The sequence below is a fragment of the Microvirga sp. P4_A5 genome (assembly GCF_056402495.1).
Genome location: NZ_JBFUHH010000003.1, coordinates 85,629 through 109,636 on the forward strand (window position 1 = coordinate 85,629; position 24,008 = coordinate 109,636).

Below are 24,008 nucleotides of genomic sequence, written 5' to 3' on the forward strand. Positions count from 1 at the left end.
GCGATGGTCTCCCGGTGCCGGAACCCCGGCGGTCATTCGTGGTTATCGTCCGTCTTTAGGATCATTGTCGAAGGGTTGTGATTTATGCGCGCCATCATCATGCCGGCTTTTGCTTTTGCTCTCGGAATCGGCTTCTTCTCCGCGCCCGAGGCGCAGGCCCGATTCAATCCGACGCAGCTTGAGGCCCCATCTTCCATCGAGGACGTCGCCTGCGTCACCCGTCGTGTCCGGACCGTACGCCCCAACGGCCGCGTCATCTACCGCACCGTGCGCAATTGCGGCGTCCGGGCCCGTCCGCATTGCCGCTGGGTCCGGGAGCGGGTCTATCGCCCCAATGGCAGCGTGGTGGTGCGCAACGTGCAGCGTTGCGGCCGCCGCTGGTAACCGCTTCGCATCGACACTCAAAAGGGCCCGGCATGACCGGGCCCTTCGCGTATTCTATTCGAGCGCGCCGACGGCGCTCTCGACTGCCTCGACCACCGCGCCGGATCGCACGAGAGCGAGCGCCTGACCCATCTCGGTGGCGTACCAGCGATCGCCCTCGAGCGCGGGCTCGATGACGTCCCGGATCGCCTCCATGGCGGCGCGCGAACCCTTGCCCAGCGGATAATCCTTCGCCACGGGCGCGACGAGGGAGAGCGCCTGCGCGGCCATCAGCAATTCGACGGCCACCACCTGCTCGGCATTTTCCACGATGGTGCGCGCCTTACGGCCGCACCATGTCGAATTCGACACGTGGTCTTCGGCGTTGGACTTGCCGGGAACGGAATCGACCGAGCCAGGCATTGACAGGCCGCGATTTTCCATGACCAGCGCCGACATGGAGCATTGCACGGTCGCAAAGCCGGTATTGAGCCCGCGCTTGCCGGCCAAGAGGTTGCGCGGCAGGCCATACGACATGGTGGGGTCGATGAGGCGGGCGAGACGGCGCTCCGAGATGGAGGAGAGGTCCGCCAGCGCGATGGCAAGCACGTCCATCGCCTGGGCCACGTACTGTCCGTGGAAATGCCCGCCCGAGATCGACTCGTAGCCGCCTCTTCCGTCGTCGAAGATCAGCGGGTTGTCGGTGGCCGAATTCATCTCCGTGCCGACGATGCGCTCCACATATTCGACAGCCTCCACGGCCGGTCCGTGAACCTGCGGCGTGCAGCGCAGGGAATACACGTCCTGCACGCGGGGCGGAGCGGGCGTGCCGGGCTTTCGCGCCTCATCGGGAAACACCACGTCGCGGGCGGCCTGCGAACAGCGCTTAGATCCCTCCAGAATGCGCAGGAGGTTGCGGGCAACCCGAAGCTGGCCCGGATGCGGACGCGCCCGCTGCAGGCGCGGATCGAAGGCCGCGAGTTCCCCGCGCATCGCCTCGAGCGACAGGCACATGGCGATGTCGGCGTGCTTCAAAAGCCGCCGCGCATCGCTCGTCGCCAGCGCCCCGAGCGCCAGCGACGCCGTCGAGCCGTTGATGAGCGCCGACGCGTCCTTGGCGCCGAGGTCGAAATCGGGTTCGAAGCCGGCCTTCGCGATGGCGTCGCGGGCGGGCATGCGCCGGCCCCGGTAGATCATCTCGGCCTCATGAAACCCGCAGACCGCGCCCGCCATATGGGCGAGCGGAGCGAGATCGCCCGAGGCGCCGACCGAACCCTTCTGCGGAATGACCGGGTGCAGGCCCGCATTGAGAAACGCGATGAGACGCTCCACCAATTCGACCCGGGGTCCGGAATAATTCGACGCGAAGGCGTTGGCGCGCAGCAGCATCATGGCGCGCGTCACATCCTCGGAGAACGGCTCGCCGATCCCGGTGGCGTGCGCGTAGACGGTCTTTTGCTGGTAGGCCGCCATGTCGGCGATCAGCACGCGCTGGTCCTTGAACAATCCCACGCCGGTGTTGAACGCATACATCAGCGGCGCGTCGTCGTGCATCCAGTTTTGGTCGATATAGGTGCGCGTGGCGGCAATCCGCTCCCGCGCCTGCGGATCCAGAACCGCTTTCTCGAAACGGCCCTTGGTGTTCGGCCGCGAGGCTCGCACCACATCCCTGATCTTGAGTTTCGCCCCGTCGACCCTGACCGTCATCGCCATTTCCTCGCGCGTTGAACGAGGGATAAGGGCGCAGCGCACCTTGCGCAACCCACCATGCCCTTGGACGGCCGACCCCGTGGTCTGGTCCCGGATCAGCAACAGGCATAGATTCGACGGACTTGACCCACGGAGGTTTCCATGACGCTGACGGACCGGCCGCCTTGCATCGTCCATTGGACGCAGATCGAGGGCGCCGATGACAATCGCTACGACGGCGACGATGAATTATCGGCGATCGATGCGCGGTTCGGCCGGCATTTCGGCCTTCATCGGTTGGGCATCAATCACCAGCGCCTGCCGCCCGGCCGGCGCACGTCGTTTCCGCATGCCGAAAGCGTCGAGGAGGAATTTGTCTACGTGATCGAGGGAACGCCGGATGTGTGGCTCGACGGCCACCTGTATCGCCTTCGGCCGGGCGACGGGGTCGGGTTTCCACCGGGCACCGGGCAGTCCCACAGCTTTCTCAACAACACCGACGGGGAAGTCCGCCTTCTCGTCGTCGGTGACACGCGAAAGGACGACAACCGGGTTTTCTATCCGCGCAACCCGGAGCAGAAGGATGGCCGCGACGATTGGTGGGAAGACCCGCCGTCACGACCCTTGGGAGACCACGACGGGCTAACCGACATCGTTCGTCTGGAAAAGGCCAGGCGCGGCGCCCCCTGAGGGAGGCGACAAAGCGCATGCAGGCTCAAGCGACGCCCAACCGCTTCGTCGTCTGCGGGTCGAAGAGGTGCACGTTGTGGGCATCAATCGAGAGGGTCAGCTCCCGCGTATCAGCCGCAAGCTGGCCGGTCGAGGCCTGGACGACGAATTCGGCGCCGCCCACCTTGCCGTGGAAGAGCTGCGTGGCGCCGAGTTCCTCGACGAAATCGACGTCGAGCGTCAGCGTGCTGGTGCCGGTGGTGCCCGCCTGCACGTCCTCGGGGCGCAGCCCCACCTCGATGGCGGAGCCGGGGGTGAGGCCCGCCCGCATGTCCGTGACCTTGATCATCTGGCCGCCGACCGAAACGAGGCCGGGGCCTTCCACCTTACCGGGAAGGATGTTCATGGGCGGCGAGCCGATGAAGGTGGCGACGAAGCGGGTCTCCGGACGGCGATAGACTTCCGACGGCGTTCCGACCTGCTCGATCTGGCCGCCGCTCATCACCACGAGCTTGTCGGAGAGCGTCATCGCCTCGACCTGATCGTGCGTGACGTAGATCGACGTGACGCCGAGCGCCCGCTGCAGGCGCTTGATCTCGACGCGCATCTGCACGCGAAGCTTGGCGTCGAGATTCGACAGGGGTTCGTCGAAGAGGAACACCTGCGGCTTGCGCACGATGGCGCGGCCCATGGCGACGCGCTGGCGCTGGCCGCCGGAGAGCTGGCGCGGCTTGCGCTGCAGGAACGGCTCGATCGCGAGGATGCGCGCCGCCTCGTTGACGCGCTTCTCGATCTCGTCCTTGGGCGTTTTGCGATTCTTCAGGCCATACGCCATGTTGTCGTAGACGCTCATATGCGGGTAGAGCGCGTAGTTCTGGAACACCATCGCGATGTCGCGGTCGGCGGGCTCGATCTCGTTCACGACGCGATTGGCGATCTTCACCTCGCCGCCCGAAATTGTCTCGAGCCCGGCGATCATCCGCAGCAACGTGGACTTGCCGCAACCGGACGGTCCGACCAGCACGCAGAAAGAGCCGTCCTCGATGCCGAGGGATACGCCCTTCACGGCCTCGACGTTGCCCGCATAGACCTTCCGCACCTTATCGAGCGTCACGCCTGCCATTGTGTTATCCCCTTGACGTCAGCTCGTGCATCGAAGGCACGAGGCGAGATGGAACGAATTGTTATTGATCCCTGCCCGGACGGGGAAGGGAGACGTGGCGGGCGCCGCGTCACTTTTCTGTTTCGACGAGGCCTTTCACGAACAGCCTCTGCATGAAGATCACCACCATGACGGGCGGCACCATGGCGAGGACCGCGGTCGTCATGGCGATCTGCCACTCGGTGAGCGCATCCTGCGTGGTGATCATCTTCTTGATGCCGATCACGATGGTCTGCATCGAGCTCTGCGTGGTGATCAGGAGCGGCCAGAGATACTGGTTCCAGCCATAGATGAACTGGATGACGAAAAGCGCCGCGATGGTGGTGATCGACAGGGGCAGCAGCGTGTCCTTGAAGAACCGGAACGGCCCTGCGCCGTCGATCTTGGAGGCTTCGAGCAATTCGTCCGGGATCGTCATGAAGAACTGCCGGAACAGCAACGTGCCGGTGGCGGACGCGATGAGCGGCAGGATCAGGCCCGAATAGGTGTCGAGAAGGCCCATATCGGCGACGATCTTGTAGGTGGGATAGATGCGGACTTCGACGGGCAGCATCAAGGTGATGAAGATCACCCAGAAGGCGGTCTTGCGGAACGGGAAGCTGAAATACACCACGGCGAAAGCCGACAGGATCGAGATCAGGATTTTGCCGATCGCGATGCCCATCGCCATGATGAACGAGTTCGTCATCATCATGCCGACCGGCTCGCGCGCGAGGCGTCCGCCCGTAAACAGCGCACGGGAGTAATTCTCGCCGGCTTGATCGCCGGGTACGAGCGGCATGTTGCCGTTGGCGATGGTTGCGGCATCGAAGGTCGACGCCACGATGGCGAGATAGACCGGGAAGGCGACGATGAGAACGCCGATCCCGAGCACCAGAAACGCCATGAGGTTGCGATAGCGGCTATTCTCGACCATCAGTATTGCACCTTGCGCTCGACGAATTTGAACTGCACGGCGGTGAGCGCGATCACGATGATCATCAGGATCACCGATTGCGCCGCCGATCCGCCGAGATCGCCGCCGAGGCGACCATCCGCATAGACCTTGTAGACGAGGGTCGTGGTCCGCCCGGCAGGTCCACCGCCCGTCACCGCGTCGATGATGCCGAACGTGTCGAAGAACACGTAAACGATGTTGACGACGATGAGGAAGAAGGTGGTGGGCGAGAGCAGCGGGAAGATGATGGTCCAGAAGCGCCGGATCGGGCCCGACCCGTCGATGGCCGCCGCCTCGATCACGCTCTTGGGGATGGCCTGCAGGCCCGCGAGGAAGAACAGGAAGTTGTAGCTGATCTGCTTCCACGTGGCCGACAGGATGAGCAGCAGCATCGCGTGGTTGGCGTTCAGCATCGGGTTCCAGTCGACGCCAATCGCCTTGATGGGTCGCGCCAGCGTGCCGAGGGTCGGATGGAACATGAAGATCCACAGAACGCCCGCGATGGCGGGTGCGACCGCGTAGGGCCAGATCAGCAATGTCTTGAAGGCGTGTCCGCCTTTCAGGTTCTTGTCGGCCTGGCTGGCGAGCAAGAGCGCRCAGGACAGCGACAGCACCGCCACCGCGCTCGAGAATATCGCCGTGGTGACCATCGCGCGGTAATATTCGGGCTGCTGGAAGAGCGTCCGGTAATTCTCGAAGCCGACGAATTCGGACGACAGGCCGAATGCATCCTCGAGCAGGAACGACTGCCATACCGCCTGCGAGGCCGGCCAGTAGAAGAAGATGAGCGTAATGGCGAGCTGCGGTAGGATCAGGAAATAGGGCAGCAGCTTGTTTGAAAAGAGGGCTCGTTTTTCCATCGCGTCGGGGCACCTGATGATGGCGGCCAACGGGAGCGATGTCCCGATCCGCAGGCTCTTTATAAGATCATCCCGGGCGGCCCTGGACCGCCCGGGATGACATGTCGTTCAAGACGTGAGGGGACTACTTGGTGACCGTGCGCTCGAACTGGCGCAGGATCGCATTGCTGCGCGTGACGGCCGAGTCGAGAGCGTCCTTGGCGGGCTTCTGGCCAGCAAGAGCGGCTTCGATTTCCTCGGACACCACGTCGCGGATCTGCACCATGTTGCCGAAGCGCAGACCGCGGGAATTCTCGGTCGGCTCCTTGTTGGTCAGCTCGATCAGCGCCGTCTGGAGAACCGGGTTCTTCTCGTAGAAGCCCGAAGCCTTGGTCTTGTCGTAGGCTGCCTTGGTGATCGGGAGGTAGCCCGATTCCTGGTGCAGCTTCGCCTGGCGGTCGGTATCGGACAGGAACGCGAAGAACTTGGCGACGCCCTTGTATTCGTCAGGCTTCTTGCCGCCCATCACCCACAGCGAAGCGCCGCCGATGATCGAGTTCTGCGGAGCGCCCTTGACGTCCGGGAAATAGGGCATCGGCACGGAGGTGAAATCGAACTTCGCGTTCGCCTTCACGTTGCCGTAGAAGCCCGACGAGGTCAGGAAGATCGCGCATTCGCCCGAGGTGAAGCGACCTTCCGAGCGGCTGTCGCGGCCCGAGTAATCGTAGGTCTTGTCCTTCTGGAGATCGACCAGCGTCTGCAAGAACTTCACGTGCAGCGGCGAGTTGAACTTCATCTCGGTGTCGAAGCCGTCGAGGCCGTTCGCCTTGGTGGCCATCGGCACGTTGTGCCAGGCCGAGAACTGCTCGACGAGGGCCCAGGGGGCCCAGGCGTTCGAGAAGCCGCAGGTGCTGTGGCCGGCGGCCTTCAGCTTCTTGCCGGCTTCGAACACTTCCGGCCAGGTCTTCGGAATCTCGTTGACGCCCGCCTTCTTCAGCTCGTCCTTGTTAATCCACATGACCATCGAGGAGGAGTTGAACGGGAAGGAAAGCATCTCGCCCTTCGCGGTCGAGTAATAGCCGGTGATGGCCGGCAGGTACGCCTTCGGGTCGAATTTCTCGCCGGCTTCCTTCATCATCTCGCCGACCGGCTTGATGGCGCCCTTGGCGCCCATCATGGTGGCGGTGCCGACTTCGAAGACCTGCAGGATGTGCGGCGCGTTGCCGGCGCGGAAGGCCGCGATGCCGGCATTCATGTTGTCGGCGTACTGGCCTTTGTAGCTGGTGACGACCTTGTAGTCCTTCTGCGAGGCGTTGAACTCCTCGGCGAGGCGGTTCACGACGTCGTTGTTGGCGCCCGTCATCGCGTGCCACCACTGGATCTCGGTCTGGGCAAAGGCCGATGTGCTCGTCGCGAGGCCGAGGGCCAAGGCGGCGAGGAAGGTCTTGTTGGTCATGTCGAGTCTCTCCCTTGTCATCCCGTCGAGGATGTTCTTGTCGTTCATCACCCTCGCGCGAAGCCCGGATGACGTTTCAATGACGGAATAATGACAACCATAGCCGGCTCCAAAAAGGAAGCCCTTTCCGCCCACAGGATTAATGCCTGCGCCGGGAATGCGCGCCCTGTGGATTGTCCTGTGGATACTTTGTTCAGATGACGTTGCGTTCGAGCAGCGGGCGGTTCGCCAGCACCCGCTCGTAGCCGAGATCGGACAGGTCGAGAGCAAGGTAGCGGCCGTGCACGATCAATTCCGAAAGACCCCGCCCGATCGCCGGCGCCTGCTGCAAGCCGTGTCCCGAGAAGCCGTTGCAGAGGTAGAAATTGGAGAGCGGCTCCGGCCGCCCCACGATGGCGTTGTGGTCGAGGAGCGACATGTCGTAGGGCCCCGCCCAGGCCCGCCCGGGCTTGATCGCCTCGAAGGCCGGGACCCGGTGCGCGAGCGACTGCCAGATGAACTCCTCGAAGAACGAGAAATCGATCTGCTGGCTCGCCGGGTCGCCGTCGTGCCAGTCGGCGTCCGCCTCGGCGTCCGGAGAAGCGCCGCAGATGAAGCCCTCGCCTTCGGGGCGCACATAAGCACCCGAGGTGTCGATCAGGAGCGGGCAATTCTCGATTTTGTCCCGACACGTGAAGGTGAACACGTAGCGGCGCTTGGCCTCGACCGGAATCGTCACGCCCGCCAAGTCGGCGATCTCGCGCCCGCCGGAGCCCGCGCAATTGACGAGCGCGCCGCAGGCGATCCGCGTGCCGTCCTTCAGGCGGACGGCCGAAATCGTGTCCCCCTCGCGCTCGATTTCGGCGACCTCGCCCTTCACGTATTCGGCGCCGAGCGCGCGGGCCTTTCTGCGGAAGGCCTGCAGCAGGCCCCAGCCATCGAACCATCCCTCGCCGGTCCGGCCCCATGTGCCGGCCTCGAGGTCCTCGGTGTTCAGCCAGGGAAAGCGGGCCTTCAGGCCTGACGGGTCGAGGAGCAGGATATCGGCGCCCTCCGTCGTCTGCAGGGCGTGGTTCTCGCGCAGGATCTGTGCGCCCGCCGCGCTCGCGCAATAGAGATAACCGCCCTCTTTCAGATCGATCTCGGGCCGCTCGCCGTCGACCGCCAGAATGTCGCCGATGGCGCGCAGGAACTGGATTCCATAAAGGGAGATCCGGATGTTCACGGCGCTCGAATATTGCTGGCGGATCGAGGCCGCCGAGAGGGCGGAGGCGGAGAGCTGGTAGGTGGGGTCCTTCTCGATCACCACCACGCGTCCGCCAAAATCGGGATCGGCCAGGAGATGATAGGCGACGGAGGAGCCCATGACGGCTCCGCCCACGATCACGACATCGGCGGCTTTGGTCTGAATGGCGGTCATCGTTCGAATTTCGTTGAGAGGATGATGGAGGATTGCGTGCGCTCCACGCCCTCGACGGCACCGATCCGGTCGATCGCCGCGTCGAGCGAGGGAACATCCTCAGCCTCTACCACCGCCAGCAGATCGAAGACACCGGCGACAGAGTGAAGCGCCCGCAATTCGGGCATTTTCTGCATGGCGGTCACGACACCGGCCGAGGCTTTCGGCGCCACAACGATGGTCACCTGCGCGCGCACCATCCGGCGGCTGATCTCCTCGGCGAGCCGGACCGTGTAGCCGACGATCACGCCCCGCCRTTCGAGGTTTTCCACCCGGGCCTGGACGGTCGTGCGCGACAGGTGGAGGCGCCGCGCCGCCTGGGCATGGCTGACGCGGGCGTTTTCGCGTAAGAGCGCGATCAAGGCGCGATCCGTGGCATCAAGCATCGATTCGCCCAATTAGAACGGCAATACGCCGAAACCTACCCGTCTTTCCGTCAACCTGTCTATGGCGTTCTGCACGGGCCCGGGCTCTTGTGTGCCATCATTCGGGAGGCTCACCATGCATTCAATCCTCGTCATCGGCGCCGGCAAGATCGGCTCCACCATCGCCGACATGCTTCACGACAGCGGCGATTACGCCGTCACGGTGGCGGATAATTCGGCCGCGGCCCTGAAGTCCGTCGCCACGCCGGGCATCAAGACGGTCCAGCTCGATTTCGCCGATGCGGTGGCGTTGCAGGCGGCCCTCAAGGGCCATTACGCCGTGCTGAGCGCCGCGCCCTTCCACCTCACCGGCCATGTCGCCAAGGCCGCCCGCCTCACCGGCGTCAATTATTTCGACCTCACCGAGGACGTGGCGACCACCCGGATGGTCAAGGAACTGGCCGAGGGGTCGACGACCGCGCTCGTCCCGCAATGCGGCCTCGCCCCCGGCTTCATCTCGATCGCGGCGCACGACATCGCGAGCCGATTCGACAAGCTCGACACCGTTCGCCTGCGGGTCGGCGCGCTGCCGCAATATCCCTCGAACGCCCTCTCGTATAACCTGACCTGGAGCACCGACGGCGTCATCAACGAATATATCGAACGCTGCGAGGCGGTGGTCGAAGGCAAGCTGCGCGAAGTGCCCGCCATGGAAGAGCTCGAGGAATTCTCCCTCGACGGCACCCGCTACGAGGCGTTCAACACCTCCGGCGGTCTAGGCACCCTTTGCGAAACTCTCGATGGCAAGGTGCGCAGCCTCAACTACAAGACGATTCGCTACCCGGGCCATTGCGCGCTCATGCGCGTCCTCCTGAACGACCTGCAGCTCAGCCACCGCCGCGAGGTGCTGAAGGACATCCTGGAGCACGCCGTGCCCGCCACCATGCAGGACATGGTCATCGTGTTCGTGACCGTCACCGGCGAGCGCGAAGGCCGCCACGTGCAGGAAACCTACGCCCGCAAGATCTACGGCCAGAAGGTCGCGGGCACGCTCCGCACCGCCATCCAGGTCACCACCGCGGCCGGCATCTGCGCCATGCTCGACCTGCTGGTCGCAGGCTCGCTTCCCGCGACCGGCTTCGTCCGGCAGGAGGAGGTCAATCTCGAGACCTTCCTCGCCAACCGGTTCGGCCGGGTCTATGCGGGCGAAATGCTCGAAGATGTCGACCATGCGGGAAAGAAGCGTCTCGACGCGGTCGCCTGATTTCATCTAAAGACGGCGGCACATCATCGTGCCGCCGTTTTGCTGTTCAATCACATTGAAGGGCGTGGCTCTCGGAAGGGGGCCAGAGGCGCCAGAAACCGACCGGGAGTTTTCCATGTCCGCGCGTGACCAAGCCGCCCTCAAATCCGTCGCTTCGGCGCCAGCCCCCGCGGCCGACGAAGCCCGCGCCGTCCTGAAGCGTCTCGGCGTTCCGGACAGCGCTTTCGCCACCTCCGGCCGCGCCGCCACGTCGCCCATCTCGGGCTCTGTCATCACCCACGTCAAGGAAACGAGCCCCGAGGAGGCGAAAGCCGCCATCGGCCGCGCGCATGAGGCCTTCAAGGCCTGGCGCAAGGTCCCGGCTCCCCGCCGCGGCGAATTCGTGCGCCTGATCGGCGAGGAACTGCGCGCCTCGAAGGACGATCTCGGCCGCCTCGTGACGCTGGAGGCCGGCAAGGTCACGTCGGAGGGCCTCGGCGAAGTGCAGGAGATGATCGACATCTGCGATTTCGCCGTTGGCCTGTCGCGCCAGCTCTACGGGCTCACCATCGCCACCGAGCGCGCCGATCACCGCATGATGGAAACCTRGCATCCGCTGGGCGTCTGCGGCGTCATCTCGGCGTTCAACTTCCCCGTCGCGGTGTGGTCGTGGAACGCGGCCCTCGCCTTCGTGTGCGGCGACAGCGTGGTGTGGAAGCCGTCGGAGAAGACTTTGCTGACGGCTTTGGGCGTCCAGGCCATCGTCGAACGCGCGGCGAAAAAATTCGGCGGCGTGCCCGAGGGCCTCTCCGAAGTCCTGCTCGGCGGCCGCGAGGTCGGCGAGGTGCTGGTCGAGGACGAGCGCGTGCCGATCCTGTCCGCCACCGGCTCCACCGCCATGGGACGTCAGGTCGGGCCGAAGCTCGCCTCCCGCTTTGCCCGTGCGATCCTCGAACTCGGCGGCAACAACGCCGCCGTCGTCGCGCCCTCGGCCGATCTCGATCTCGCCCTGCGCGGCATCGCCTTCGCCGCCATGGGAACGGCCGGCCAGCGCTGCACCACCCTGCGCCGCCTCTTCGTGCATGACAGCGTCTACGACAAGCTCGTGCCGCGTCTCGTGAAGGTCTATGGCAGCGTCAAGATCGGCGATCCCCGCGCGGAGGGCACCCTCGTCGGGCCGCTGATCGACAAGTCGGCTTTCGACGGCATGGAACGGGCGCTCGACGAGGCGCGCGCCGGCGGCGGCAAGGTCCATGGCGGCGGCCGCTACACCGAGGGCGCCTGCGCCGAGGGCTTCTATGCGAAGCCCGCTCTCGTCGAAATGCCGTCCCAGGTCGGACCGGTTCTGCGCGAAACCTTCGCGCCGATCCTGTACGTGATGCGCTATTCCGATTTCGACACGGTGCTCGATGCGCATAACGCGGTCGGCGCGGGCCTGTCCTCGTCGATCTTCACCACCGACCTGCGCGAGGCCGAGGCCTTCATCTCCGTCATCGGCTCGGATTGCGGCATCGCCAACGTCAATATCGGCCCCTCGGGCGCCGAGATCGGCGGCGCGTTCGGCGGCGAAAAGGAAACCGGCGGCGGTCGCGAGGCCGGTTCGGATGCATGGAAGGCCTATATGCGCCGCGCCACCAACACCATCAATTACGGCAAGACGTTGCCACTCGCGCAAGGCGTGACCTTCGACGTGGGATGAGAGGTGAGTGTGAAGGGTGAAGGGTGAGGGGTGAGGCTGCGCGAGCTGCCTTCCCACCGATGACCCACTCTTCCCATTCTCCATCTGGTACTTCGCCCCTTCACCCTTTCACCCCTCACCCCTTCACTCTTCACCCCTTCACCTCTTTCACCCTTCACCTCCTTCCGCGAGCGTCCCCCATGACAGCGCCCTCCCGCACCGGCGGCCAGATCCTTGTCGATCAACTTCTCGTCCATGAGGTCGATCACATCTTCTGCGTTCCCGGCGAGAGCTATCTGGCGGCGCTCGACGCGTTGCATGATGCCGACATTGCCGTGACTGTCTGTCGCCAGGAAGGCGGCGCGGCCATGATGGCGGAGGCGCATGGCAAGCTCACCGGCCGTCCGGGGATCTGCTTCGTGACCCGCGGTCCCGGGGCCACCAACGCCTCCCCCGGCCTGCACATCGCCAAGCAGGATTCGACGCCCATGATCCTGTTCGTCGGCCAGATCGAACGCGGCATGCGCGAGCGCGAGGCGTTTCAGGAACTCGATTACCGCGCGGCGTTCGGCGCCATCGTCAAATGGGCGACGGAGGTCGACGATCCGGCGCGTTTCCCGGAGATCGTCTCCCGCGCCTTTCACGTCGCCACCTCCGGCCGCCCCGGCCCGGTGGTGATCGCGCTTCCCGAGGACGTTCTCACCGACATGGCGGCGGTCGTCGACGCGCCGCGCTACGCGCCCATCGAGACCGCGCCGTCGGCGCAGCAGATCGGCGAATTGCAGACGCTTCTCGAGAGCGCCAAAAACCCGATCGTCCTCCTCGGCGGCAGCCGCTGGTCCCCGGAATCGGTTGCGGATTTCGCGCGCTTCGCCCAAGCCTTCCAGCTTCCGGTCGCCTGCACGTTCCGGCGTCAGATGCTGTTTTCGGCCGATCATCCGTCTTACGCGGGCGATCTCGGCCTCGGCGTCAATCCGAAGCTTCTGGCGCGCATCAAGGCTTCGGATCTGGTGCTGGCTGTCGGCACCCGCATGTCGGAAATCGCCAGCCAATCCTACAAGCTGCTGGGCATCCCGGCCTCGGCCCAGAAGCTCGTTCACGTTCATGCGGATGCGGGCGAGCTCGGCCGCGTCTACAGCCCGCACCTCGCCATCAACGCGTCACCGGCGCCGTTCGCGGCCGCCCTCGCGGCGCTCAAACCATCCCGGACGCCCGGCTGGAGCGACGGCACGAAGACCGCCCATGCGGATTATCTCGCGTGGAGCGACCCGTCGGCGATCCGCCATCCCGGCGCGCTGCAGATGGGCGAGGTCATGACGCATCTGCGCAAGGTCCTGCCGGCCGAGACCATCTTCTGCAACGGCGCCGGCAATTTCGCCACCTGGGTGCATCGCTTCTGGCCGTTCACCGGATACGGTACACAGCTCGCGCCGACCTCCGGCTCGATGGGCTACGGCGTTCCGGCGGCGGTGGGCGCGAAGCGGGTTCAGCCGGAAAGCCCCGTTGTGGTGTTCGCGGGCGACGGCGATTTCCTCATGAACGGGCAGGAATTCGCCACCGCGGTGCAATACGACCTGCCGATCCTCGTGATCCTCCTCGATAACGGCATGTACGGCACCATCCGCATGCATCAGGAGCGCGATTATCCCGGCCGCGTCTCGGCGACGCTGCTGAAGAACCCGGATTTCGCCGCCTACGCCAAGGCGTTCGGCGGCCATGGCGAGCGAGTCGAGCGGACGGAAGAATTCGCGCCCGCGCTGGAACGCGCTCTGGCGTCGGGCAAGCCCGCAATCCTCCATTGCATGCTCGATCCCGAGGCGATCACGCCGTCGATGTCGCTGACGCAGATTCGCGAGAAGGCGCTGGCGGGAAGTAGGTGATCGGGTAAGCGCTACCCGTCAGGGGTCGCGGTTGGACCCTCCCGGTCATTCCGGGGCGCGCTTTTGCGCGAGCCCGGAACCCAGACGCGCTTTGCTATGCCAGACGAGTAACCGGTCAGCCCACCTTGATCGCTCGGCGTTTATGGGTTCCGGGTTCCGCTTTCGCGGCCCCGGAATGACCGGTATCAACCGCGACAATCATCCATCACACCGGCATGCGCGAGCTCGACTCGGCCATGACGGCAAGGCGTTATGCCGCCTTCGCTTCGTTCAGTCGCTGCGCCACCAATGCCCGCAGCGAGCGCAAATCCTTCACGAAGGCGCGGATGCCCTCGGAGAGTTTCTCGGTCGCCATCGCGTCCTCGTTGAGCGCGAAGCGGAACGCCTTTTCGTCGAGAACGCGCGGGGCCGGCATCCGGGTGATGTTGTCGCCGGACAGCTTGCGCGGAAGATCGCCCTCGGCCTTCGCCAGTTCGTCCAGCAACGCCGGCGAAATGGTCAGGCGGTCGCAGCCGGCGAGCGCCTCGATCTCGCCCATGTTGCGGAAGGACGCGCCCATCACCACCGTCTTGACGCCCTGCGCCTTGTAGGATGCGTAGATGTTGCGGACCGACACGACGCCCGGATCGGTCTCGCCCGTATAGGGACCGCCGCCCGCCTTCACATGCCAGTCGAGAATGCGCCCCACGAAGGGCGAGATCAGAAACACGCCGGCTTCCGCGCAGGCCTGCGCCTGGGTCTCACAGAACAGCAGCGTGAGATTGCAATCGATGCCTTCCTTCTGGAGGATCTCCGCGGCGCGGATGCCCTCCCAGGTCGACGCGATCTTGATGAGGACGCGGTCGCGGCCGATGCCGCGTTCCTCGTAGGCGCGGATGAGGGCGCGGGCCTTGGCGAGCGTCGCTTCAGTGTCGAATGACAGGTCGGCGTCCACTTCGGTCGAGACGCGGCCGGGGACGATGCCTGCGAGTTCGGCCCCGAACGCCACCGCGAGGCGGTCGCAGATGGCCGAGGCGACAGCCTCTCGCGAACCGCTCTGGCCGCGACCCCAGCTCAGCGCCTCGTCGACGATCGGCGCATAGGCGGGATTCTCGACGGCTTTCAGCAGCAGGGTCGGGTTCGTGGTGCAATCCTGCGGTTTCAGGCGGCGCACCGCGTCGAGATCGCCCGTATCGGCGACCACCACCGTCATGGCGCGCAACTGATCGAGTTTGGAGGGCATCGAAAGCTCCGTATGTCTGATGCGGCAAGCCTTAGACCCAAGAGACGCCGTCGTGAAGGCCGAAGCGCCGCAGAGAGGCGGGGGGCGCCTAGAAAAACAGCCCGCGATGGGCCTTCACGCGGTTCAGGATGAAGGAATGGACCTCCTCGACCCGACGCAGAGACCGGTCGTCGCTGTGGGTGACGAGCCAATAGGTGCGCATGAACGAGATTTCGGGGAGAACCACCCGCAGCTCCGGGAACGACCGGAGCGCGTAATCGTGCAGGACGCCTAGGCCCGCGCCCGCCCGCACGGCCTCCACCTGTGCCACGACGCTGGCGCATTCGTAGCGCCGCGACGTGTATTTCTCGAAGCTGGAGAAATAGTCGAGGACCGGGCTGTAGAGCAGGTCCGGCACGTAGGTCACCAGCGTCTTGCCGGCGAGGTCCGACGGCTCGCCGATGGGCCCGTGACGGGCGAGGTAGCTTTCCGACGCATAAAGCCGCAGCCGATAATCCGTGAGCTTGCGCGACACCAGACGGCCTTCGGTGGGCTGCTCCAGAGTGATGGCGATGTCGGCTTCCCGCTTCGTCAGCGAGAACGTCCGCGGCAGGGCGACGAGCTGGAGGGTCAGGCCGGGATGGCGCTCCGCGAGCGTTCCCAGCTCCGGCGCGAGGAAATAGGTGCCGAAGCCGTCCGGCGCGCCGACCCGCACGGTGCCCGAGAGGGCAAGGTCCGCGCCGCCGATCTCGCTGGACACCGCGAGCGCCTGGCTTTCCATGGTCTCGGCCTTCGACAGCAGCCGCTCGCCCGCCTCCGTCAGCGCGTAGCCCTGGGGGCGGCGCTCGAACAGCTTGGTTTTGAGCGCATGTTCGAGAGCCGAGATCCGGCGCGAGACCGTCGTGTGGTCGGCTTCGAGCTGGCGCGCCGCCACGGTGAGCCGCCCCGCCCGCGCGACCGAGAGAAAGAAGCGGAGATCGTTCCAGTCGAAAGCGCCCACAGCCGGTTTGATCCTTCATGTCATATTGGTGTTTTCGCACAAGGTTCCGCTCAAATCACCCATAGTGCTGCGATTTTGACAATGATAGCGTCAGGGAAATCTCAAAACCCCAACAGGTAAGGAAACGCCATGCGCGAGGTTGGACATTTCATCGGCGGCAAGCACGTCCCAGGCGCCTCCGGCCGGACGGCCGAGATCTTCCAGCCCATGACCGGGGAGGTCATCGGCAAGGTGGCCTTGGCTTCGAAGGACGAACTTCGCAACGCCGTCGAGAACGCCAAGGCGGCGCAGCCCGCCTGGGCCTTCACCAATCCGCAGCGGCGCGCCCGCGTGATGATGCGGTTCCTCGATCTCATCGCCAAAGAGAACGATTCGCTGGCCGAGTTGCTCGCCCGCGAGCATGGCAAAACCATCCCGGACGCCAAGGGTGACATCCAGCGCGGCGTCGAGGTGGTGGAATTCTGCACCGGCATCCCGCACCTCATGAAGGGCGATTTCTCCGAAGGCGCGGGCCCCGGCATCGACATGTATTCGATCCGTCAGGCGCTCGGCGTGGTGGCCGGCATCACGCCGTTCAACTTCCCGGCCATGATCCCGCTCTGGAAGCTCGCGCCGGCGATCGCCTGCGGCAACGCCTTTATCCTGAAGCCTTCCGAGCGGGCGCCCGGCGTACCCATGCGCCTCGCCGAACTGATGATGGAAGCGGGCCTGCCTGCCGGCATCCTCAACGTGGTCAACGGCGACAAGGAATCGGTCGACGGCATCCTCGACGATCCGGACATCAAGGCGGTCGGCTTCGTCGGCTCCTCGGCGATCGCCGAATACGTCTATTCGCGCGCCACCGCGCAGGGAAAGCGCGCGCAATGCTTCGGCGGCGCCAAGAACCACATGATCATCATGCCGGATGCCGATCTCGATCAGGCGGCGGACGCGCTCATCGGCGCGGGCTACGGCTCGGCGGGCGAGCGCTGCATGGCGATCTCCGTGGCGGTGCCGGTGGGCAAGGCCACGGCGGACGCGCTCATGGACCGGTTGGTTCCGCGCGTGGAGAGCCTCAAGGTCGGCCCCTCCACCGACCCGTCGGCGGATTTCGGCCCGATGGTCACCAAGGCCCACATGGAAAAGGTCCGGTCCTACGTGGATCTCGGCGTCAAGGAAGGCGCGAAACTCGTGGTCGACGGCCGGAACTTCAAGATGCAGGGCTACGAGAACGGCTTCTATATGGGCGGCTGCCTGTTCGACGACGTGACGCCGGACATGCGCATCTACAAGGAAGAAATCTTCGGCCCCGTCCTGTCGGTGGTGCGCGCCAAGGATTACGAGGATGCCTTGAGGCTTCCGAGCGAGCACGAATACGGCAACGGCGTCGCGATCTACACCCGCGACGGCGATGCAGCGCGCGATTTCGCGTCCCGCGTGAATGTGGGCATGGTCGGCATCAACGTGCCGATCCCCGTGCCGCTCGCCTATTACACCTTCGGCGGCTGGAAGCGCTCAGGGTTCGGCGATCTCAACCAGCACGGCCCGGATGCCATCCGCTTCTACACCAAGACCAAGACGGTGACGTCGCGCTGGCCCTCGGGCACGAAGGAAGGCGCGGAATTCTCGATTCCCACGATGAAGTGAGACAGGACGGCCGGGCTTGGACCCGGCCGTTTTCGCTCTAGGTCGTCTGGACCGCCCCGCGTCTCTGGGAGCATGAGAAATCGCCATGAACCAGTTCTCCCTGACCGACGACCAGATCGCGATCCGCGACATGGCGCTGTCTTTCGCGGCGGAGAACCTCGCGCCGCATGCGCTCGAATGGGATGAGACCAAGCATTTTCCCGTCGATGTGATGCGCGAGGCGGCGGCGCTCGGGATGGCGGCGATCTATACGCGTGACGATGTGGGCGGATCTGGCATGACGCGGCTCGACGCGGCGCTGATCTTCGAGGCGCTCGCCACGGGCTGTCCGGCGATCTCGGCCTATCTGTCGATCCACAACATGGTCACGTGGATGATCGACCGCTACGGCTCCGACGAGCAGCGCCGGCGTTTCATCCCGAAGCTCGCCACCATGGATTTCATCGGCAGCTATTGCCTGACCGAACCGGGCTCGGGTTCGGATGCGGCTGCGCTGAAGACCCGCGCGGTTCGCGACGGCGATCATTACGTGGTCAACGGCGTCAAGCAGTTCATCTCCGGCGCGGGCGTGTCCGACCTCTACGTCACGATGGTGCGCACGGGAGAAGCCGGGCCTTCCGGAATCTCCACGCTGGTGATCGAAAAGGATGCGCCCGGCCTGTCCTTCGGCGCGCTTGAGAAGAAGATGGGCTGGAACGCGCAACCCACCCGCGCGGTGATCTTCGAGGACGTGCGCGTGCCCGTCACGAACCTTCTGTCGGACGAGGGTGTGGGGTTCAAGATCGCCATGTCGGGCCTCGACGGCGGTCGGATCAACATCGGCGCGTGCTCGCTCGGCGGCGCGCAATCCGCGCTCGACAAGGCTCTGGCTTACGCGAATGACCGCAAGGCCTTCGGCAAACGCATCGCGGATTTCCAGGCGCTGCAATTCAAGCTCGCCGACATGGCGACCGACCTCGAAGCGGCGCGCACCTTCCTGTGGCGCGCCGCATCGGCGCTGGACGCGAAAGCGCTCGATGCGCCCAAGCTCTGCGCGATGGCAAAGCGGCTCGCGACCGACACCGGATTCAACGTCGCCAACGACGCGCTGCAGATCCACGGCGGCTACGGCTACCTGGCGGATTACGGCATCGAAAAAATCGTCCGCGACCTGCGCGTCCACCAGATTCTCGAAGGCACCAACGAGGTGATGCGCCTGATCGTGGCGCGGGATCTGGTGGGGCGGGGAAATTAGGTTTTGGCGAATGGCGAGTGGCGAATGGGGGACCGGGCGAGGGGTGACTAGGGAATAGGCATAGATGGTCGGGCCGATCAGTTTGAAAGCCTGGCTTCCCTCAGTTTACCATTCGCCATTCGCCATTCGCCACTCGCCCCATACCACTCGCCACAACGGAGCACACCAATGAGCACCATCGCATTCATCGGCCTCGGCAACATGGGCGGCCCAATGGCGGCCAATCTCGCGAAGGCCGGGCACGCGGTCGTGGGCTTCGATCTCTCCGAGGCCTCGTGCGCGCAGGCCAGGGCCGACGGGGTGGCGATCGCTGCTTCGGCGAAGGACTCGGTCGCGGATGCCGATGTGGTCGTCACCATGCTGCCGGCGGGCAAGCATGTGATCGCGGTCTGGTCCGACATCCTGCCGGGCGTCAAAGCGGGAGCGCTCGTCATCGATTGCTCGACCGTCGATGTGGAGAGTGCCCGCAAGGCTCATGCGATGGCGCGGGAGAAGGGGCTCCAGTCGCTGGACGCCCCCGTGTCGGGCGGCGTCGGCGGGGCGAAGGGCGGAACCCTCACCTTCATGGCGGGCGGGGCCAAGGAGGCTTTCGGCCGGGCCGAGCCGATCCTTGCGCAGATGGGCAAACGGGTGGTCCATTGCGGGGAGGGCGGAGCCGGACAGGCCGCGAAGATCTGCAACAACATGATTCTCGGCGTGTCGATGATCGGCGTCGCGGAAGCCTTCGTGCTGGCCGAGAAGCTCGGGCTGTCGCATCAGGCGCTCTACGATGTCGCTTCGACCTCGTCCGGGCAGTGCTGGTCGCTCACCACATATTGCCCGGTGCCGGGCCCGGTGCCGACCTCGCCGGCCAATAACGCCTACAAGCCCGGCTTCGCGGCGGCCCTGATGTTGAAGGACCTGCGCCTGTCGCAGGAGGCCGCGCGCGCATCGGGCGCCGAGACGCCCATGGGAGCCGAGGCCGAGAAGCTCTATGGGCTTTTCAATGAATCAGGCCACGAAGGCGTGGATTTCTCAGGGATCATCAATTTCCTCCGGGAACGCTCGGGGGGCTGACGCGACCTTGCCGGCGAAATGGCCGGCCATGTGTTGCATTGCACCTACAGCTTTCGCTTCCGGCCTCTACTAGTCTCCGCGCTCCCGAATTGCTCACTGGCGAGCGCGCGAGTTACCGATGGTCCGTTCCAAGGCCCCCACGGCCAACCCCTCCGCCGATGCGGCCGCCATGCTGCGCCGCGTCGGTTTCGCGCTTCTGTTCTTCGCCGTTCCGGTGACGGCCCTCTTCGCCCGGCGCGCCCTCGTGATCGTGGCGCCCGTGGCCGTGGCGCTGATCCTGCTGGCGGCGCTGCTCGATGGCGGCTCCCGCGGGCCCCTCGACAAGCTCCTGTCCGTCCTGCTCTCCTCGGCCGGCCTCGCGGGCGGGATCCTGTTTTTCTGGGCGGCCTTGTCGCTTCTCTGGACGCCCTTCGTCGCGGAGGCCGCCGAGCGGCTTCTGAACATTCTCGCCATGGCCGCCATGGCGATGGTCGGCTACCTGGCGCTTCCCGACCGGATGCGTTCGGCCAATCTCTACATTCTGCCCGTGGGCGTCGGCATGGCGGCCCTGATGGGCATGGTCGCGCTGTTCCGGGAGGGCTCCGTCGCCGAGACGCAGAGCCTCGATCGCGGCATGATCCTGCTCGTGCTCCTCCTCTGGCCCGCCATCACGTGGCTGCATTCCCGCGGCCGCAACCTCGAGGCCCTGCTGTTGGGCGTCATCGTGGCCCTGGGTGCGCTCTTTGCCACCGATACCCTGGCGCTGCAAGCGCTCCTGATCGGCGCGCTGGCCTTCGCGGTCACGGCCTTCATGCCCGTCACGGGGTCTCGGCTGACGGCCGCCATCATGGCGGGCTTGCTGCTTCTCGCGCCCCTCCTGCCCTTCGTTCTCGAACCGCTGGCGTCGGCGTTCCTCGGCCCCAAGGCCCCCGCGGCGGCGAGCCTCGCGGTCTGGAAGAACGTGATCCTGACCGAGCCGCAGCGCCTGATCACCGGCCATGGCCTCGAGACGGCCCTGAGAGGCCGGCTGTTCGGCCTGTTGCCGCCCGCGGCGCCGTGGTCGTTTCTGTTCGAAATCTGGTACGAGCTCGGTCTCGTCGGAGCTGTCGCGGGTGCGACCCTGCTTTATTCCGCCGTCACGGCCTCGCGCGGCGAGCGGCCGGTGCTCGGGCCGGGCATCATGGCGGCCTTCGCCAGCGCCTATGCGCTGGGCTGTCTCGGGGTCGCCACCGCGCAGATCTGGTGGCTTACGGCGCTGATCGTGGTGGTGCTGATTTTCGTCGCGATCGAACGCGGTCAGTTCCGCACCACGCGCCCGAAGGCGATCCTCCGCCCGGTCCATTGATGCGGCATCGGACGCGGGGCGATTGCGATTGACCGGCCGCGCCTTCCTCTGCTTGGGTGTTTCCTTACGTCACTTTCCAGGGATCTTCCATGCCGATCATCAACCGCGTCGCCGACCTGTCCGATGAAATCGCCACCTGGCGTCGCGATTTTCATGAGAACCCCGAGCTTCTCTACGATGTCCATCGCACGGCCGGCATCGTCGCCGAGAAGCTCAAGGCGTTCGGTTGCGACGAGGTCGTGACGGGGATCGGTCAGACGGGCGTCGTCGGCGTCATCCGCGGGCGCCAGTCGGGCTCGGGCAAAGTCATTGGCCTTCGGGCCGACATGGACGCGCTTCCCATCCAGGAGGCGTCCGACCTGCCCTATAAGTCGCGCGCGGCCGGCAAGATGCATGCCTGCGGCCATGACGGCCACACCGCCATGCTGCTCGGGGCCGCCAAGTATCTGAGCGAGACGCGCAATTTCGACGGCACCGCCGTGATGATCTTCCAGCCCGCCGAAGAAGGCGGCGCGGGCGGCGACGCGATGGTCAAGGACGGATTGATGGAGCGCTTCGGCGTGCAGGAGGTCTATGGCATGCACAACATGCCGGGCCTTCCCGTCGGCCAATTCGCCATCCGCCCCGGTTCGATCATGGCGGCGGCGGATCGGTTCAGCATCACCATCGAGGGCAAGGGCGCCCATGCGGCCCGTCCCCATGACGGCATCGACACGATCCTCGTGGCAAGCCACGTCATCACGGCCCTGCAATCCATCGCATCGCGGAATGTCGATCCGCTCGAATCGGCCGTCGTCTCCGTCTGCATGATCAAGGCCGGCGAAACCTTCAACGTGATCCCGCAGACGGCCGAAATCCTCGGCACCGTGCGCACCCTCTCGCCCGCCGTGCAGGATCTGGCGGAGAGCCGCGTCCGCGCCATTCTCGACCACGTCTGCGCCGCCTTCGGCGCGACCGCCACCATCGAATATTGGCGCGGTTATCCGGTGACGGTGAACGATGCCGAGAAGACATCGTTCGTCGCCGGCGTTGCGAAGGAAATCGCCGGAGAAAGCGGCGTCGACACCGCCGTGCAGCCGATGATGGGGTCGGAGGATTTCTCGTTCATGCTCAACGAGCGACCCGGCGCCTACATCTTCGTCGGCAACGGCGATACGGCGGGCTTGCACCATCCGAAATACAATTTCGACGACACCGCGGCGCCCTACGGCGTGTCGCTGTGGGCGAAGATCATCGAGTCGGGAATGCCCGCGCGCTGAAGAACGTATCGCGCAGGGCCGTTGGTTCGGCTCTGCCGTTGGCGCTCGGCGCTGGAAAGCGGCGCCGGCGCCATCCCGCGCCGGCCCTAAAGGCATTGTTTACCAAGAACTTGATCGGCGACGGAGCTTTACCGGCCGTTCATCGGTTGAGGCCGAACCTGCCCCCATCACGCATCTCTCCAACCGATGACGCATATGGGCCCGCAGACTTCTCCCGACCCGATCTTCACGCCGGCCCCCTCGCGCTACGAGCGGCCCCGTCTCGCCCCGCGGGCGGGGTTCGGGATCATGCCGCCGCCGGCAGAGCTTTCGCGGCACCAGACCTTCATTCTCGGACGCTCGGACGCCCGCACGCGGCCCCTCCTCAACCAGGAGGAGCGCGACCGTTTGCATTGCTGGTCGATGATTGTCGCGGTGGGCTCGTCGATGACGGGGCTTGGGCTGCTGCTGACCTCCATCTTCCACTGACCTCATGAAAGAGCCCGGCATCGAGCCGGGCTCTCTCGGGGGAGATTCGGGCGCTCAGGCCCGCGGTCCCGGATGCGAAGGGCTCGGATTGGGATCGGTCTGCGGTCCCTCTGGCGCCCGGTCGGGGTCGGTGGCGGGGATTTCCGAGGGCTGCTCGACCGGGACCTCGGTAGGGTTGTGGCCGGGAAGAACCGGATCGGGAGCAGGGCTCGGCGGAGTGGGCTGGGGATCGTACGGGCCAGGGCCTCGTGTCATACGGATTCTCCTTGCTTATCCGCTCTCAACGGCACCGCCCGCTCTCCGTTCCTCACCTCAGCGGCCAGAACAGCATGATGAGGGGCGCGCCGACGACCACCACGATGATCGAAAGCGGCAGGCCGAGGCGCCAGTAATCGCCAAAGCGATACCCCCCAGGTCCCATCACCAGCGTGTTGCATTGATGCCCGATGGGCGTGAGGAAATCGCAGGCAGCCCCGATGGCGACCGCCATCAGGAAGGCGTCCGGTTTGAAGCCCAGCTGGGTCGCGAAGCTTCCGGCGATGGGCGCCATGACCAGCACCGTGGCGGCGTTGTTGAGAAAGGGCGTCACCGCCATGGCCGCCACCATGATCAGCACCAGCGCGCCGCCGGGCGGCAGCATATTGGCGGCGGCGGAAAGCCAACCTGCGATGAGATCCGTTCCGCCGGTCGTGCGGATCGCTTCCGAAACCGGGATCAACGCGCCGAGCATGACCAGAATGGGCCATTCGATCGTCGCGTAGGCTTCGCGCAACGTCAGCGAGCCGAACAAAATCAGGAGCACGCCCGCGCCGAAGAACGCGATGGCCACCGGCAGCACGTTGAACGCGACCAGCGCCATCGCGACGGCGAGCACCGCGATGGGGAGGAGGCTGCGCCGGGCATTGCCCAACCGGATCGCCCGGTGTGCCAGCGGGAGACAACCGAGATCCTTCAGGGTGTCGGGAAGGCGCGTGAGATTGCCCTGCAGCACGATGACGTCGCCGGTTCCGAGCGTGATGTCCCGCAGCCGCTCGGTGAAGCGTTTGCCGCTGCGGCTGATGGCGATGAGGTTGACCTGATAGCGCTCGTACAGGGCAAAACGCTCGGCGGATGCCCCGCTC

Annotated in this window: 22 protein-coding genes; 11 read left to right on the forward strand and 11 right to left on the reverse strand. The window is 65.4% G+C overall.

Annotated elements, in window-relative coordinates:
* Window positions 1-84: 84 nt before the first annotated feature.
* Window positions 85-384 (forward strand): hypothetical protein, encoded by a 300-nt coding sequence (locus tag AC1DVM_RS02365; protein WP_477251702.1) that lies wholly within the window; start codon window positions 85-87, stop codon window positions 382-384.
* Window positions 385-438: 54 nt separating this feature from the next.
* On the opposite strand, the gene AC1DVM_RS02370 is transcribed toward AC1DVM_RS02365, so the two are convergent.
* Entirely contained in the window at window positions 439-2,070 is a 1,632-nt protein-coding gene (locus AC1DVM_RS02370; RefSeq protein ID WP_477251703.1) for an HAL/PAL/TAL family ammonia-lyase, read from the reverse strand.
* Between the two features lie 144 nt (window positions 2,071-2,214).
* On the opposite strand from AC1DVM_RS02370, the gene AC1DVM_RS02375 reads away from it, so the two are divergent.
* Complete coding sequence (locus AC1DVM_RS02375; RefSeq protein WP_477251705.1) at window positions 2,215-2,742, forward strand: cupin domain-containing protein; 528 nt, start codon at window positions 2,215-2,217, stop codon at window positions 2,740-2,742.
* Window positions 2,743-2,767: 25 nt separating this feature from the next.
* On the opposite strand, the gene AC1DVM_RS02380 is transcribed toward AC1DVM_RS02375, so the two are convergent.
* The 6 genes from AC1DVM_RS02380 to AC1DVM_RS02405 all read right to left on the reverse strand — a co-directional run bounded on the left by AC1DVM_RS02380 (window position 2,768) and on the right by AC1DVM_RS02405 (window position 8,939).
* Entirely contained in the window at window positions 2,768-3,844 is a 1,077-nt protein-coding gene (locus tag AC1DVM_RS02380) for a sn-glycerol-3-phosphate import ATP-binding protein UgpC (RefSeq protein ID WP_477251706.1), read from the reverse strand.
* A 109-nt stretch (window positions 3,845-3,953) separates the two neighbouring features.
* Entirely contained in the window at window positions 3,954-4,799 is an 846-nt protein-coding gene (ugpE, locus tag AC1DVM_RS02385) for a sn-glycerol-3-phosphate ABC transporter permease UgpE (protein ID WP_477251708.1), read from the reverse strand.
* Window positions 4,799-5,680, reverse strand: coding sequence for a sn-glycerol-3-phosphate ABC transporter permease UgpA (ugpA, locus tag AC1DVM_RS02390; RefSeq protein ID WP_477251710.1), 882 nt, complete (start codon window positions 5,678-5,680; stop codon window positions 4,799-4,801). Before ugpA ends, ugpE begins: the two co-directional genes overlap by 1 nt.
* 124 nt (window positions 5,681-5,804) lie before the next feature.
* A complete protein-coding gene (ugpB, locus tag AC1DVM_RS02395; RefSeq protein ID WP_477251740.1) occupies window positions 5,805-7,115 on the reverse strand; it encodes a sn-glycerol-3-phosphate ABC transporter substrate-binding protein UgpB in 1,311 nt (436 codons plus the stop codon).
* 193 nt (window positions 7,116-7,308) lie between these two features.
* Window positions 7,309-8,514 (reverse strand): NAD(P)/FAD-dependent oxidoreductase, encoded by a 1,206-nt coding sequence (locus tag AC1DVM_RS02400; protein ID WP_477251712.1) that lies wholly within the window; start codon window positions 8,512-8,514, stop codon window positions 7,309-7,311.
* A complete protein-coding gene (locus tag AC1DVM_RS02405) occupies window positions 8,511-8,939 on the reverse strand; it encodes an Lrp/AsnC family transcriptional regulator (protein ID WP_477251713.1) in 429 nt (142 codons plus the stop codon). Before AC1DVM_RS02405 ends, AC1DVM_RS02400 begins: the two co-directional genes overlap by 4 nt.
* Window positions 8,940-9,054: 115 nt before the next feature.
* Between AC1DVM_RS02405 and AC1DVM_RS02410 the strand changes: the two genes are divergently transcribed.
* The 3 genes from AC1DVM_RS02410 to AC1DVM_RS02420 all read left to right on the forward strand — a co-directional run bounded on the left by AC1DVM_RS02410 (window position 9,055) and on the right by AC1DVM_RS02420 (window position 13,719).
* The gene (locus AC1DVM_RS02410; protein WP_477251715.1) at window positions 9,055-10,182 is read left to right on the forward strand and encodes a saccharopine dehydrogenase family protein; all 1,128 of its coding nucleotides are present in this window, start codon (window positions 9,055-9,057) and stop codon (window positions 10,180-10,182) included.
* 115 nt (window positions 10,183-10,297) lie between these two features.
* A complete protein-coding gene (gene amaB, locus AC1DVM_RS02415; RefSeq protein WP_477251716.1) occupies window positions 10,298-11,860 on the forward strand; it encodes an L-piperidine-6-carboxylate dehydrogenase in 1,563 nt (520 codons plus the stop codon).
* Window positions 11,861-12,039: 179 nt separating this feature from the next.
* A complete protein-coding gene (locus AC1DVM_RS02420; protein WP_477251718.1) occupies window positions 12,040-13,719 on the forward strand; it encodes a thiamine pyrophosphate-binding protein in 1,680 nt (559 codons plus the stop codon).
* 250 nt (window positions 13,720-13,969) lie between these two features.
* On the opposite strand, the gene tal is transcribed toward AC1DVM_RS02420, so the two are convergent.
* Together tal and AC1DVM_RS02430 are read right to left on the reverse strand one after the other, a co-directional pair.
* Window positions 13,970-14,941, reverse strand: coding sequence for a transaldolase (tal, locus tag AC1DVM_RS02425; protein WP_477251720.1), 972 nt, complete (start codon window positions 14,939-14,941; stop codon window positions 13,970-13,972).
* A gap of 88 nt (window positions 14,942-15,029) precedes the next feature.
* The gene (locus AC1DVM_RS02430) at window positions 15,030-15,920 is read right to left on the reverse strand and encodes a LysR family transcriptional regulator (protein ID WP_477251722.1); all 891 of its coding nucleotides are present in this window, start codon (window positions 15,918-15,920) and stop codon (window positions 15,030-15,032) included.
* A gap of 129 nt (window positions 15,921-16,049) precedes the next feature.
* Here AC1DVM_RS02430 and AC1DVM_RS02435 point away from each other — a divergent pair, with 129 nt between their 5' ends.
* From AC1DVM_RS02435 to AC1DVM_RS02460, 6 genes are all read left to right on the forward strand, one after another.
* Window positions 16,050-17,546, forward strand: coding sequence for a CoA-acylating methylmalonate-semialdehyde dehydrogenase (locus tag AC1DVM_RS02435; RefSeq protein WP_477251724.1), 1,497 nt, complete (start codon window positions 16,050-16,052; stop codon window positions 17,544-17,546).
* 85 nt (window positions 17,547-17,631) lie between these two features.
* Window positions 17,632-18,780 carry an isobutyryl-CoA dehydrogenase gene (locus AC1DVM_RS02440; protein ID WP_477251725.1) on the forward strand — a complete coding sequence of 383 codons (1,149 nt, stop codon included), beginning with the start codon at window positions 17,632-17,634 and terminating at the stop codon, window positions 18,778-18,780.
* Window positions 18,781-18,948: 168 nt separating this feature from the next.
* Window positions 18,949-19,836, forward strand: a complete 888-nt coding sequence (gene mmsB, locus AC1DVM_RS02445; protein ID WP_477251726.1) for a 3-hydroxyisobutyrate dehydrogenase — start codon at window positions 18,949-18,951, stop codon at window positions 19,834-19,836.
* A gap of 118 nt (window positions 19,837-19,954) precedes the next feature.
* Window positions 19,955-21,160 carry a peptide ABC transporter permease gene (locus AC1DVM_RS02450; RefSeq protein ID WP_477251727.1) on the forward strand — a complete coding sequence of 402 codons (1,206 nt, stop codon included), beginning with the start codon at window positions 19,955-19,957 and terminating at the stop codon, window positions 21,158-21,160.
* A gap of 89 nt (window positions 21,161-21,249) precedes the next feature.
* Window positions 21,250-22,419 carry a M20 aminoacylase family protein gene (locus AC1DVM_RS02455; protein WP_477251729.1) on the forward strand — a complete coding sequence of 390 codons (1,170 nt, stop codon included), beginning with the start codon at window positions 21,250-21,252 and terminating at the stop codon, window positions 22,417-22,419.
* A 195-nt stretch (window positions 22,420-22,614) separates the two neighbouring features.
* Window positions 22,615-22,887: a hypothetical protein gene (locus AC1DVM_RS02460; protein ID WP_477251731.1), complete on the forward strand. Its 273-nt coding sequence runs from the start codon at window positions 22,615-22,617 to the stop codon at window positions 22,885-22,887.
* Between the two features lie 54 nt (window positions 22,888-22,941).
* On the opposite strand, the gene AC1DVM_RS02465 is transcribed toward AC1DVM_RS02460, so the two are convergent.
* Together AC1DVM_RS02465 and AC1DVM_RS02470 are read right to left on the reverse strand one after the other, a co-directional pair.
* On the reverse strand, window positions 22,942-23,142 hold the full coding sequence (locus tag AC1DVM_RS02465; RefSeq protein WP_477251733.1) for a hypothetical protein: 201 nt from the start codon (window positions 23,140-23,142) through the stop codon (window positions 22,942-22,944).
* A 52-nt stretch (window positions 23,143-23,194) separates the two neighbouring features.
* The coding region (locus tag AC1DVM_RS02470) for an SLC13 family permease (RefSeq protein ID WP_477251735.1) at window positions 23,195-24,008 on the reverse strand (814 nt) is incomplete at its 5' end.

Excerpts from the sequence above, each read along its gene's own strand:
- AC1DVM_RS02365 (WP_477251702.1), top strand. The coding sequence starts at position 85 with ATGCGCGCCATCATCATGCCGGCTTTTGCTTTTGCTCTCGGAATCGGC.
- AC1DVM_RS02370 (WP_477251703.1), bottom strand. The coding sequence starts at position 2,070 with ATGACGGTCAGGGTCGACGGGGCGAAACTCAAGATCAGGGATGTGGTG.
- AC1DVM_RS02375 (WP_477251705.1), top strand. The coding sequence starts at position 2,215 with ATGACGCTGACGGACCGGCCGCCTTGCATCGTCCATTGGACGCAGATC.
- AC1DVM_RS02380 (WP_477251706.1), bottom strand. The coding sequence starts at position 3,844 with ATGGCAGGCGTGACGCTCGATAAGGTGCGGAAGGTCTATGCGGGCAAC.
- ugpE (WP_477251708.1), bottom strand. The coding sequence starts at position 4,799 with ATGGTCGAGAATAGCCGCTATCGCAACCTCATGGCGTTTCTGGTGCTC.
- ugpB (WP_477251740.1), bottom strand. The coding sequence starts at position 7,115 with ATGACCAACAAGACCTTCCTCGCCGCCTTGGCCCTCGGCCTCGCGACG.
- AC1DVM_RS02400 (WP_477251712.1), bottom strand. The coding sequence starts at position 8,514 with ATGACCGCCATTCAGACCAAAGCCGCCGATGTCGTGATCGTGGGCGGA.
- AC1DVM_RS02410 (WP_477251715.1), top strand. The coding sequence starts at position 9,055 with ATGCATTCAATCCTCGTCATCGGCGCCGGCAAGATCGGCTCCACCATC.
- AC1DVM_RS02420 (WP_477251718.1), top strand. The coding sequence starts at position 12,040 with ATGACAGCGCCCTCCCGCACCGGCGGCCAGATCCTTGTCGATCAACTT.
- tal (WP_477251720.1), bottom strand. The coding sequence starts at position 14,941 with ATGCCCTCCAAACTCGATCAGTTGCGCGCCATGACGGTGGTGGTCGCC.
- AC1DVM_RS02435 (WP_477251724.1), top strand. The coding sequence starts at position 16,050 with ATGCGCGAGGTTGGACATTTCATCGGCGGCAAGCACGTCCCAGGCGCC.
- AC1DVM_RS02440 (WP_477251725.1), top strand. The coding sequence starts at position 17,632 with ATGAACCAGTTCTCCCTGACCGACGACCAGATCGCGATCCGCGACATG.
- mmsB (WP_477251726.1), top strand. The coding sequence starts at position 18,949 with ATGAGCACCATCGCATTCATCGGCCTCGGCAACATGGGCGGCCCAATG.
- AC1DVM_RS02450 (WP_477251727.1), top strand. The coding sequence starts at position 19,955 with ATGGTCCGTTCCAAGGCCCCCACGGCCAACCCCTCCGCCGATGCGGCC.
- AC1DVM_RS02455 (WP_477251729.1), top strand. The coding sequence starts at position 21,250 with ATGCCGATCATCAACCGCGTCGCCGACCTGTCCGATGAAATCGCCACC.
- AC1DVM_RS02460 (WP_477251731.1), top strand. The coding sequence starts at position 22,615 with ATGGGCCCGCAGACTTCTCCCGACCCGATCTTCACGCCGGCCCCCTCG.
- AC1DVM_RS02465 (WP_477251733.1), bottom strand. The coding sequence starts at position 23,142 with ATGACACGAGGCCCTGGCCCGTACGATCCCCAGCCCACTCCGCCGAGC.